Genomic DNA, 11,259 nt, shown 5'->3' on the forward strand with positions numbered 1-11,259 from the left:
TGAAGCTCCTGGTCAGGCGGATTGATCTAGGCAATCGCCCGTCTACCAGGAGCTTCACCCTTTCGAGGTCACGCCACGCCGCACGCCAGCTGACCTGCTCGTCCATCAGGTTGGCAAAGGCTCACTGCTCGCCGGCATCGGTACCGCCGCGTTCGTGATGAGCTTCGCGGCGCTGGCCGACCTCGCGTATCTGGCCGGTATCCGCGGAACCGCCGAGCTGTTCGGCTTCCCGCTCCGGCTCGCCTATCTGTTCCCGTTGTCTGTGGACGCGTTCGCGGTCGCCGCGTCGATTGTGTGGCTCCGCCGGCGCGCGAATGACGACGCTATTCGGGTCGCCCGCTGGTCGGCCTGGTCGGCGATCGGCGCGACCGTGGTCGGCAACGGCTACCACGCGTTCGCCGTCGCCCAGCACGACGGCCCGGTGCCCTGGCCGATCGCCGTCGTGATCTCCGCCGTGCCACCGGTCGCACTCGGCGCGGTCGTGCACCTCGCGGTGCTCGTGAGCCGCGAGCCCGACCGACCCGACCGCGACGACGACCAGGGCGACCCGGACTCGACCGACGAGCCCGACCAACCCGACCGCACGCCCGACCACCGGCTGACCAGCGACGCCCCGGACGACGCGCTCGTCGCCGACCTCCGCGCCTGGGCCGAGAGCCTCGGCGAGATGCCCGGCCGCGACCGGGTCGTGCGCCGCTACGGCGTCGGCGCGACCCGGGCCTCGAAGTTGCGCCGGAACGCCGGTCGGCCCGTGGTCGTCTCGGTCGTCGCCGACGAGCCGCAGCCCGACCAGCGCTCGACCGCAGAGGCCGGCCAGTGAGCACCGGGGCCGCCGTCCTGCTCTCGATCGTCGTCGCGGTCGTGATCGTCTCCGCGTTCTCGAAACCGGTCCGGACGATGGTCGGCGGATTCATCGTCCGCAATAAGGACGGGTCCTATTCGATGAAACTCACCCCCGCCACGAAGAAAAAGCGGAAGGGGAAGAAACGGCGATGACCACCACGGAGGAACGCCCCCACTCCCCCGCCGACGAGCCGTTCGTGATCGACGCGGAGCCCGCCGGCGAGCCGGCCGCCCCGGTCGCCGAGCGCGGGCACCGGCACGGCGCGCTGGGGCTCGTCGGCCGGCGCTGCCGGTCGGCCGTGCACGTCGTGACGAACCTGCCCTCGACGTCGCCGGCGGCGAAGGCGAAGCGCGCCGCGGGACGCGCGAGCCGGCAGACGGCCCGTGCCGGGTACACGGCCAGTCAGGGCGCTTTCAACTGGGCCCGCCGGCTCGCGATGACGGCGACGTTCGGCGGGTACCGCGAGCAGATTCGACTTGCCCGCGTGAACGGCGACCGCGAGGCGTACGCCGAATGGGTCGACCGGCTCGACAAGGCGAAGGACAGTCGGCAGAAACGCATCCTCGCATTGCCGCGCGAGTTGCTCTCAATCGTGCTCATGGCCGGCGCCGCGTTCCTGCTCGTCGGATTTATTCTGCTCGTCTGCGGGATCGGTGCGTGGCTCACCCCGGGCGGTTTCGGGTGGCTCTCGTACTGGGATGCGGTCGGCGGATTCTTCGGCGACCTCTGGACGTGGATAAAACGGCTCGGAACGGTCGCTCTCTATCTCTCCGTGCCGGCCGTCGCGTTCGCCGCATGGGTCGAGGGCAAGAGTGTCGCTGCTACTCCGCATTGGTTGATGACGGCCGACGAGAAGGCCGAGGCGGACTCGGTCATCACGTCGGACGGCGTCACGCTCGCGCTGGCAAATCTGAAAATCGCGGCGCTGTCCAAGGCTCTACTGAAAGACGGGCAGTCCCTCGATTTCCTGGTGAACCCGCGAGAGCAGGGCGGCGGGACCTACTTCCAGGTGCGCCTACCGATCGGCGTCGCCGCGGTCGAGCTGCTCGACCGGCCGCGCGTCGAGCTGCTCGCCGCGAACCTCAACCGGCACCGCCACGAGGTGTGGCCGCAACGCCACCCGGACGCGGACGCCCGCGTGCTCGACTGCTGGATCGCCGACAAGGGCACCCTCGACAAGCCGGCGCCGCCGTGGCCGCTGCTCGACGACGGCGAGTTCGACGTCTTCGCCGACCGGCTGCCGATCGGCGCGACGATGCGGTCCGAACAGATCGAGGTCGGTCTCCTACAGAAACACTGGTTGATCGGCGCGACGTCGAAACAGGGAAAGACAACCGTCGTGCGGCTCGTCGCGATGGGCCTCGCGCTCGACCCCTCGGTCGAGCTGCAAATCGCCGACCTGAAAGGCGATGGCGACTGGACGATGTTCCGCGAGCGCGCCTCGGTCCTGATCGAAGGGCAGGCCGAGGAACACGCCGAGTCGACGTGCGTCATGCTCGAAGAGGCGTGCGTCGAGATGGCGCGCCGCTATGAGGCGAAGCGGGCTGCCGGCATCGTCGGCCCGATCACCCGGGAGATCAGCCGGCGGAAGGGCTCCGGATTCCACCCGGTCTATCTGTTCGTCGACGAGTGCCAGGTTCTCTACGGGGCACCGCATCCGATCGGCGGGTCGAAGGATGACGCTCGCGCGTGGCGGGCCGCTAAGCGTCTGCACGATCAGGCGCGAGCGGTGAACATTCACCTTGTCCAGGCGACACAGCGGCCCGATAACCGGACTCTGCCAGTGATGGTGCGCGAGGGCGCGCATGTCCGCGGATCGCTCAACGTGCCGAACGCCGAGACCGCGAAGATGGTCCTCGCCGATGCGGCCGACCGAGGGGCTCGACCGCAGGATCTCCGGGCCGGCGCGGACCGCGGAACAATCGTCCTGACTGGTGAGGTCGAGGACATTCCCGATTCGCAGGCGTTCATCATCGTGCGGTCGCATTTCGTCGATACCGACCAGGCGTACGCGGTGCTCGACCGGGCCGTCGAGCTGCGCCGGCGCGCGGGCCGTGAGGACGTCGCCCCGGACCTCGACGACGAGCCGGTGCCCGACCCGCTCGTCGACGTCCGCGACGCGATGCGCGACGAGCCCCGGGTCCGCACGACGGTCGTCCTCGGCCGGCTCGCGGAGCACGATCCGGCGGCCTACGCGGAGTGGTCGGCGATCACGCTGTCGAACGTCCTCGGCGACTACGGCATCGAGGTCCGCAAGTCCGACGGGCAGCGCGTCGTCCGGCTCGACGACGTCTCCGAGGCGCTCGCCCGGCGCGACGGTCAGGGCAGCGCCGGCACCCCCACGGCGACGCCCGAAAGCGGGCCGGAGTAGGCGCGCCGGCGAGACCTCGCGGGGTGCCCTGTCGATCATCGTTGCTGGTCAGGGCAGGGCACCCCGGTAGGGCACCGGCGAGGGCGATCGCCCTGCCGCGCACCGTCTGCCCTACGGTCTGCCCTGCCCCCGGACACGACGAAAAGGGCCCCCCGCGGCCGGCTCGAAGCCGACCACGGGGGGCCCGTCTCGTGAAGGTGACCGCCGCCGGCGCGGCTGGGCGAGCTGAGCGCCGGCGGCGGTCGGTCCGGTGTTCGTACCGGACGTCAGGGGTGGATTCCCGTCACCACTCGCGCGGTCGGTCCGAGCCCGCGGTGAACGGCTCCGCCGAGCTGATGGGCGGCTGCGTCGAGCGCGACGCCGGCGGCACGTAGGCCGGCTGGGACGCGGCGCCGAGCAGCAGCCGGGACAGCCACGGGGCCGCCCACGGCTGGGCGTCGATCCACCGTGCCGCGAGGTAGTAGAGACCGATCGCCAGCGGCACCAGGAAACCGCCGACCGCCTCGCCCGGACCGTCGGCGACAGCCTGGTCGAGAATGCCGACCGAAACGAGCCACGCGAGCGCCGTTCCCCACGCCGTCGGAATGACGGTCCGGATGACGGACGTGAAGTAGTTCGAGCCGGTCTCGTTCATTAGCGGTTCCCGTTCTGTGTGAGGGTCAGGGTCATCGGGCCCAGCTCGGCCAGGGCGGCGCGCAGCTCGGCGCGGACGTCGACGCCGGCGACCGACCCGCCACCGGTGACGGGCCGGCTGTCGAGGCCGCCGAGCGCGGCGCCGATCCGCTGCTCGACGCCGGCGAGCTGCTCGCGCAGGCGCCGCACCTCATCGGGCGCGCTCGCGCCGGCCGCGGCGAGAGCCTCGATCCGCTGGGCGACCTGGCCGCCGGCGCCGGCCGCCGACCACGGCGCGTGGATCATCGCGTTGGTCAACCACGCGACCTCGTTACGCAGCGACGTACGGCCGCCGCGCAGCTCGGCCGGGATCGCCTCGCCGAGGCGCGGAATCGGGGTGTCGAGGATCGCGTCGGCGATCTCGCGGGCGCTGGGCATGTCGTCCTCCGGGATCGGTGAGTTCGGCGCCGGCACGGCCGCGTAGGCGGGCTGGCCGTAGCCGCGGATGGTCGAGTTGCGGGCGCGCCGGCGACGCCAGACACCGCCGCCCATGCGCTGGGAGCCGGTGCCGGCCGGCGGGGTGGTGTTGCCCTCGACGGTCACGATGGCGTCGCGCTCGACGGCCTCGACCAGGCCGATGTGTGAGATGCGGTTCGGGCCTCCCGGCCACTGGAAGTACACGCAGTCGCCGACGCGCGGGGTCGACGAGTAGGCGCCGCGGTCGATGAACCATTGCGCCGACGTCGGGGTGTACGCGGTCTTCGGGTGGATCAGGTCGCCGGCGCCGGCCTGCCGGAACACCCACCACACGAACTGTGCGCACCAGGCGACCCGGTCGACGCCGTAGGCGCGGCCGTAGGGGTTGGTCCCGCCGGCCCCCTGCACGGTGCCGATCTCGCCGCGGGCGATGGCGAGAACCTGCTCGGCGGTCGCCATCAGAGCTCACCCCCGCGCGGAATCCACCGCGGGTCCTGTGGGGGCTGCTCGACCGGGTCGCCGGGCTGGTCGCCGTTGTCGGTCCAGACGACGAGATCGTCATCCGCCCCCGCGTCGCGGGTCGGCACGGCGTCGCCGTCGGGGGTGAACAGCAGCTCGCCGGCCACCTGCTCGTAGATGGGGCGGTCGTGCGGATCGAAGCTCATCCGGGTTGGTCCTCTCCGGGGGCTGAGTTGCCGTCTCCCGCGTCGGGCGGGTCGGGCTCGGGTGATGGGCCCGGCTCGTCGGTGCCGGGCGTCTGGGCGGTTGCGGGGTCGACGCACACGACCGCGGAGCCGTACGTCGTGCCGCCGATCGAGACGGCGCCGCGGGCGGGCTCGAAGCCGGCCGGGCACAGCGGGCCGGGCGCGCCGTCGTCGCCGTCGGTGCCGGGCCGGCCCTGGGGACCGGCGGGGAGCGGGCCGGCGTCGACGACCTCGCCGTCGGTGAACGTGACGAGTAGCCGGCCGTCCCGGGCCGCGACGCCGGCGACCCCGCGGCCGTTCGCGCCGGCCACCCGGCCGAGATCGGCGGTGCTGCCGTCGGTGTAGGTCACGACGAGTCGGCCGTCGGTGATCTCGGTTCCGGCGATGCCTCGGCCGTCGTCGCCGGCCTCGCCCTGGTCCCCGTCTTCGCCGGCCGGCCCGACGACGCGGCCGACGTCGACGGCCTCGCCGTCGGTGTAGGTCACGACCAGGCGGTCGCCGGCGATCTCGGTCCGCAGCACTCCGCGGCCGGGTGCACCGTCGGCCCCGTCCGCTCCGTCGGTGCCGTCGACGCCGTCGTCCGCGGCTGCTCGGGCACCGTCGCGGGCGACCTGCTCGGCGGCCGGGCAGTCGGTGCCGACCCGCAAGGCTGCGGCCCGGTCGGTGACGCACAGCGCGGCCAGCGGGTCGGCGAACGCCTCGGCCTGGGTCTCGGCCGTCTGCCGACCGGCCGCGGTGTAGACCCCGCCGGCGACGACGAGCCCGCCGGCCAGGACGGCGAGCGCGAGCAGCAGGGTCCGCGACCGCGTCAGCCACGCCACGGCGGGCCTCCGACCGGTCCGTCGTCGCGCCGGCGGTGCTTCGCCGCGCTGTCCTCGGCGTGCCAGCGGGCGCGCCGTTCCGCGTCGAGCATCTCGTTCAATCCGCTCACCTGTTCCCGGAGCGCGGCAATTTCCGCGCGCAGTGCGCTTAGCTCGGCCTGATGAGCGGTACTGACCCGCGTCAATTCGGACGCATGCCGTTCGTTTGTTTGCGCCTCGCGTCGGATCAGAAGTCCGAGCACGACCACGAGTACGCCGGCGCCGCCGAGCTGGGGCGCGGCCCCGACAAGCGCAGAGATCACGCTGTCCACTGGGCCGCGGCCCTCCGTCCCTACAGGTTGTCGCCGTGGAACAGCGCCGACAGCTCGGCCCGACTGCCCGGGAACGAGTCGACGTCGATCGCCATCCCCGGGTACACGAGTCCGCAGTCGGTGAACTGATGCGCTCGCACGGTTCCACCGGCGTACGGGTCGTAACCGAACGTGCCTTGCGCTTGGTTCCGTGCGAACTGAGCGCGCGGGTCGTCCGGGTCGCTCGCCCCGCTGAAATTGCTATTGAGGTAGCGGGCCGACCACAGATTGAATCCGGCCGAGTCGATTCCGCTCGCGCCGTTCTGGGTCGCGTGGCTCTGCGACGTGTAGAGCATCGTCACGCGCATGCCGGCGTCGACGAACGCGTCGCGGACCGCGAGCACGTTCGACCAGTCCCCGCCGTAGGCCTCCCAGTCGAGCGCGACCGGGATCGACAGGTCGCCGATGGCGTCGGCCGCGCGGGCGGCCTGCGCCTCGGGCGCCTCGGCGTCGCCCATGTACCAGTACGCCGCGAACGTGTCCGGCCAGAGCGTGCGGGCCGCGTCGCGGTGACGGAACCACCAGTCGTCGATCAGCTCGCCGCGCTCCCCGTTCGGCCCGCCGCCGCCCTGGCCGATCCGGGCGATGCACCCCGCGTAGCCGGCCGCGGCGACCCGCGCGAGGTCGATATCGGCTTGCCAGTGCGAGATGTCGACGAAGAACGACCAGCCGTCGGGCGCGAGCGTCGGGGCCGGTAGCGGGCGAACAGACACGGAGCCGGTGATCCCTTCGTCGTCGGCCGCCGGCTTGGTCGTGACGACCGTGCCGACGATGGGTGCGAGCTGGTCGCGGAAGGTCACCGACGCGACGTCGCCGACCTGCACGCGCGGGTCCCCGACGACGTCGAGGTCTTCGAGGACGGCGACCTCGCGGGACAGGGCCGAGAGCAGCGCACGGGCGACCGGGCGCAGCGCCGGCGGGTGCTGCCGCCAGTCGGTCTTACCCAGGTCGAGCACGCGTTCGCCGAGCTGGGCGGCGATCTGGGCGTCCGGCGCGCGGAGCTGCTCGACGTGGTCGGGCTCGTCGACCAGGGGCCACCCGCCGATGCGGAACGCCGGCTCGCCGGCCCCCGATCCGTCGGCGTCGGCCGGCGTCGCGAGCCGGATACGGCCGTTGCCGCCGTTGGTCACCCTGATCTGCACGGTGCGTGCGTCGATCTGGGCCCAGCGGATGACGACCGACCGGCTGTCGTTGTCCCCGTTCCACCAACGGCCGTTGCCCGGTGAGGTCTCGTACGAGTAGGTGAAGCCGTGCGCGACGCTGCTACCCCACTCCGGCCAGGCAGTCGGCTCGTCCTTGTTCTTGTGGTAGGGCAGCGTCCCGGACTGGTAGCCGGCCGCGCCGTAGGGCCACGGCAGCTCGAACACGCTCGTCGAGTTGCCGGGAACGATGAACTGCTCGACGTCGTCGGCCTTCACCACGGTCTGGAACTCGCCGGCGTGGTACTTCGCGCCGGTCGTGATGCCGACGATGTTGCGCACACTGTCGGTCGAGGTCGAGTACCCGAAGTCGGCGAGGTTCGCGTCGACGTGGAACGCGACGTCGATCCGCTCCGGACGGACGTCGGTCCGCGGCCGGAACGCGTAGCGCCCGAACTCGTCGAAGGTGTGCACGCCGAACTCTGCGGTCACCGCGTCTTTCAGTAGCTCCCACGAGTCCGCGTTCGTGACGTCGGGCAGGTAGCGCAGCTCGTTGTTTCCGCGCCCGATATCGGCTTGCGACTCGTGGATCTCGCCCTGCCAGGGACCCGACGCCGGCGGCTGGTCGTAACCGACCCACGCTTGCAGATTGGTCCACGCCCGGGTCATGTACGCGTTGAGCTGTAGGCACGGCCGGTAGCCGCCCTCGAAGGCGTTCACGGGCGGGTTGACCGCCGGTGTGCCGGCGACGTTGAAGTCCGTCGTCTGCCCGTTCACGCGGACCCGGATCTGCATGTTCGTGTCCGACGTCCACCGGTAGTGGACTCCGACGAAACACCACGGGTCCTCGCCGGCGTAGAACAGCGACGTTCCCCGGATGGGGTTGCCGTCGGTGACCAGGCCGGCGTACATCGCTCCGCCGCTGCGGAAGCTGAGGAACAGGCGCGGCACGGCGCTCGGGTTGTCCTTCTCGAAGGTCGGCCGAATCTGTATGAGCCGGTTCTCGAAGTCCGCGCCGAAGTCGTCGCTGTCGGACAGGTGAAGCCAGAACGAGAACCCGACCCCATTGCCGGCCTCGAAGCGGACCGGCGGGTTCAAGCCGTCGGTGATCCCGTAGAACTCCTGGTAGCCGACGGTTCCGCCACTGGCGTTCTCCGGGGTGCCGAGCATCCCCCACGGGTGCGACCCCTCGGTCCAGAGGCCGGCCCCGGGCGGCGCGCCCAGGTTGATCGAGATCGGGGCGCCGTTGAACCCACGCTCAGCGACCACCCCGCCGTGCCCGGTACACGAGATGATCGCGTCGTCGCGGGTCGGCGGGCTCGCGTAGATGCCGTTCGCCCGCAGGATGTGGTCCACGAGCCACTGCGTGTTGACCGTGATCGCCCAGGGCCGGCGGTGCGCGTGAGTGATGAACTCCGCGTAGGTCGGCAGGGTGATCGGCGCGCGGAGCCGGTCCGACGGGTCGACGCCCTCGACGTCGACGGCACCGGTGCCGGTCTTCGCGGCCAGCTCGCGCAGCGGCCCCGTCCACTGCCGGAGCAGGACCGGGCCGTCGTCGAGCACCATGCCGAGCGACGCGCGAGCCTGGGCCTGGACGAGCTGCCGACCGTCGCGCAGCGACCCGGGCACGAACGGCGAGAGCGCCTCGACGACCGGCCAGACCTCGCCGCCGACCTCGACCCCGCCGGACAGGGTGACGTGGCACGTCGACGCGGCGAAGCCGTCGATGAGGCCGGCCTCGGCCGGCAGGTCGCCGGTGAGGGACCGCTCGACTTCGAGCTTGTCGACCGCCGGCGTGACGTCGTGCCAGTCGCCGGTGCCGGTCCAGTCCACCTCGAACCGCATCGCGGGCCGGCGCTCGCCGTCCTCGCCGGCGATGTGGGCGGCGAGCTGCTCGTCGTCCGGCCGCTGCATCAGGCCACCTCTCGCAGAGTCAGGGTGAACACCCGCCGGTTGAGCCGGCGATATCCGTAGTCGGTGCCGGTGAGCACGACGACCGGGCACGCTCCGCCGGGCGACCAGGCGGACGCCTCGGTGCCGTGCTCGGCCTGCCAGCCGACGGTGTCGACGTTGCGCGGTGCGCCGGAGTCGACGTGCAGCCCCGGGACGACCGACTCGCCGGAGCCGGCCGGCGCGGTCGCCGTGAGGCGCTGCCACGAGCCCGTGAGCGTCGTCTGAGCACCGACGTGCGGGTCGCCGGCCTGACCGTCCGGGCCGTACGGAACGGCCTGCGCACGGGCCGTTCCGGCGCCGCGCGCCCACATCGAGACCGTCACCGGCCGGTCGAGGGCTGGCACGCGCCGGCGGACGTCGGCCCGGAGCGCGTCGGCGACGTTCTCCGGGACCGACCAACGCAGCCCACCCGCGACGCCGTCGAGGTCTGCGACGGGCTCGACGACGGGCCGGAACGCGACGGGTCGCGAGCCGAGCACGAACGTCGCCAGGGTGCGCGAGGCGGCCCCGACGGTCGAGGTGTCGAGGGTCAGCAGGTTCGGCCCGTGCATGGGGTCGAGCAGCCGGCGCGGTCGCCGGTCGAGGCCGTGCCAGGCGCGCAGCACCCGGTCCACCTCGGCCGGGAACCGCTCCGGCCACTCGAACTCCCATGTCCGGAGCACGTTCCACACGTCGACGACGACCGACCCGCCGAGCGCCTCGAACACCCCGCCCCGACGCTCCGGGGTGACGTCGACTCCCCCGCCGGCGGGCGGGCTCGGAAGCTCACGCATCGCGCCGAGAGGGCCGAGCAGGAACCGGTCATGCCAGGCCATCGCCTACGCCCTCCGGGTCGACGTCGTCGGGATGCGCGAGCTACCGAGGCGCCGGTCCGCGCTGTTCTGTCGGTTGACCATGCGGGCGACCCCGCGGCCGTCGACGTTGAGGCGGGCGCCGTTGACGCCCTCCCGCACGCCGGAGCGCACGGCGTCGAGCAGCGCGGCCGGGTCGAGCTGCTCGCCGGACCGGTCTCGGTCGCGGCGCTGCTCGACGTAGCGCCGGGTCGCGCTGTCGCCGGCCTGCGAGAGCCACGCGTCGCCGGGCAGACCCCGCCGGCGGGCCGCTGCGATCGGCGTCGACACGTCGATTCCGCCAGCGAACTCGCGCCGAGCAGAATCGACGACGTCGCGGGCCGAAGCGATGATGTTCGGCATACCGCCGCGCAGCGATTCGGCGAAGTCACTAGCGATCGCCTTACCGGAGTGGGTAACGTAGCCGCTACCCGAGAACGGGCCTTCCTTCGCCGGCGAGAAGGGGAACAGAGAACGCACCTTCGCGATTCCGTCCTTGACCCATCCGACAACCTTGCCCCACGCATTCTTGATGCCACTGAGGAAGCCGTCGACGAGCGCCCGACCCGATCCGACCAGCAGAGATCCCAGGTTCGCGAGCGCGGAGAGCACCCGCCCCGGGATGCCCTGGACCCAGGCTATCGCGCGGGCGATCCACGATGCGATCGTCGCCACGAGGGACGCCCACGCGGATACCGTCATCGCCTTTGCGCGATTCCAGCCGTTCACCACGAACGCGACCGCGCGAGCTATCCAAGAACTGACCGTCGAGACGATCGAATCCCACGCATTCGAGATGAATTGCGTTACCGCATTCCACGCTGAAATGGTCCACGACTTGACGGTGTCCCAATTCGCGATGATCAGGGCGACCAGGCCGACTACCGCGGCGATCACCCATCCGACCGGGCCCATCGCGACCACCCAGGCCGCAGCCATGATCGCGGCCCGCGCCATCGCGCCGGCGGCCATCATCGCCCAGCGGGCGGCCATCTGAGCCGCGGCGACAGCCATGCTCGCGACCGCGCGGGCAGCCATCGGGCCGGCCGTTGCGAGCCACGCCAGGGCGAAACGGGCGCCCTGGGCCGTCGCCTGGGCCCCCATCACCACCCACCGGGCGGCGAGCTGCGCCGCGGCGACAGTCGTGCTCGCGACCGC

The 11,259-nt window shown here is 72.0% G+C and carries 10 protein-coding genes and 1 pseudogene; 3 read left to right on the plus strand and 8 right to left on the minus strand.

Translation table 11 applies throughout. From position 1 onward, the window contains the following. The first annotated feature begins 136 nt into the window (after positions 1-136). The 3 genes from NH602_RS21630 to NH602_RS21640 are packed head-to-tail and all read left to right on the plus strand — an operon-like array spanning position 137 to position 3,215. On the plus strand, positions 137-820 hold the full coding sequence (locus NH602_RS21630; protein ID WP_308292871.1) for a DUF2637 domain-containing protein: 684 nt from the start codon (positions 137-139) through the stop codon (positions 818-820). Further along, positions 817-996: a hypothetical protein gene (locus NH602_RS21635; RefSeq protein WP_253068755.1), complete on the plus strand. Its 180-nt coding sequence runs from the start codon at positions 817-819 to the stop codon at positions 994-996. The genes NH602_RS21630 and NH602_RS21635 overlap by 4 nt, the downstream gene beginning before the upstream one ends. Further along, positions 993-3,215 carry a hypothetical protein gene (locus NH602_RS21640; RefSeq protein WP_253068756.1) on the plus strand — a complete coding sequence of 741 codons (2,223 nt, stop codon included), beginning with the start codon at positions 993-995 and terminating at the stop codon, positions 3,213-3,215. The genes NH602_RS21635 and NH602_RS21640 overlap by 4 nt, the downstream gene beginning before the upstream one ends. 283 nt (positions 3,216-3,498) lie before the next feature. Here the strand turns inward: NH602_RS21640 and NH602_RS21645 are convergent, their stop codons facing one another. The 8 genes and pseudogenes from NH602_RS21645 to NH602_RS21680 all read right to left on the minus strand — a co-directional run. Next, complete coding sequence (locus NH602_RS21645) at positions 3,499-3,849, minus strand: hypothetical protein (RefSeq protein WP_253068757.1); 351 nt, start codon at positions 3,847-3,849, stop codon at positions 3,499-3,501. Continuing rightward, complete coding sequence (locus tag NH602_RS21650; protein WP_253068758.1) at positions 3,849-4,763, minus strand: CHAP domain-containing protein; 915 nt, start codon at positions 4,761-4,763, stop codon at positions 3,849-3,851. The genes NH602_RS21645 and NH602_RS21650 overlap by 1 nt, the downstream gene beginning before the upstream one ends. Beyond that, on the minus strand, positions 4,763-4,969 hold the full coding sequence (locus tag NH602_RS21655; RefSeq protein WP_253068759.1) for a hypothetical protein: 207 nt from the start codon (positions 4,967-4,969) through the stop codon (positions 4,763-4,765). The genes NH602_RS21650 and NH602_RS21655 overlap by 1 nt, the downstream gene beginning before the upstream one ends. Then, the gene (locus NH602_RS21660) at positions 4,966-5,829 is read right to left on the minus strand and encodes a hypothetical protein (protein ID WP_253068760.1); all 864 of its coding nucleotides are present in this window, start codon (positions 5,827-5,829) and stop codon (positions 4,966-4,968) included. The genes NH602_RS21655 and NH602_RS21660 overlap by 4 nt, the downstream gene beginning before the upstream one ends. Beyond that, on the minus strand, positions 5,817-6,140 hold the full coding sequence (locus NH602_RS21665) for a hypothetical protein (RefSeq protein WP_253068761.1): 324 nt from the start codon (positions 6,138-6,140) through the stop codon (positions 5,817-5,819). The genes NH602_RS21660 and NH602_RS21665 overlap by 13 nt, the downstream gene beginning before the upstream one ends. 20 nt (positions 6,141-6,160) lie before the next feature. Next, complete coding sequence (locus NH602_RS21670) at positions 6,161-9,232, minus strand: hypothetical protein (protein ID WP_253068762.1); 3,072 nt, start codon at positions 9,230-9,232, stop codon at positions 6,161-6,163. Continuing rightward, entirely contained in the window at positions 9,232-10,086 is an 855-nt protein-coding gene (locus NH602_RS21675) for a hypothetical protein (protein ID WP_253068763.1), read from the minus strand. Before NH602_RS21675 ends, NH602_RS21670 begins: the two co-directional genes overlap by 1 nt. 3 nt (positions 10,087-10,089) lie before the next feature. Beyond that, positions 10,090-11,259, minus strand: a pseudogene (locus NH602_RS21680) (hypothetical protein); the annotation flags it as partial.

The sequence above is a fragment of the Pseudonocardia sp. McavD-2-B genome (assembly GCF_024124365.1).
Classification (GTDB): domain Bacteria; phylum Actinomycetota; class Actinomycetes; order Mycobacteriales; family Pseudonocardiaceae; genus Pseudonocardia; species Pseudonocardia alni.

Coding starts and splice junctions, on each gene's coding strand:
- NH602_RS21640 (WP_253068756.1), top strand. CDS start 993: ATGACCACCACGGAGGAACGCCCCCACTCCCCCGCCGACGAGCCGTTC.
- NH602_RS21645 (WP_253068757.1), bottom strand. CDS start 3,849: ATGAACGAGACCGGCTCGAACTACTTCACGTCCGTCATCCGGACCGTC.
- NH602_RS21650 (WP_253068758.1), bottom strand. CDS start 4,763: ATGGCGACCGCCGAGCAGGTTCTCGCCATCGCCCGCGGCGAGATCGGC.
- NH602_RS21655 (WP_253068759.1), bottom strand. CDS start 4,969: ATGAGCTTCGATCCGCACGACCGCCCCATCTACGAGCAGGTGGCCGGC.
- NH602_RS21670 (WP_253068762.1), bottom strand. CDS start 9,232: ATGCAGCGGCCGGACGACGAGCAGCTCGCCGCCCACATCGCCGGCGAG.
- NH602_RS21675 (WP_253068763.1), bottom strand. CDS start 10,086: ATGGCCTGGCATGACCGGTTCCTGCTCGGCCCTCTCGGCGCGATGCGT.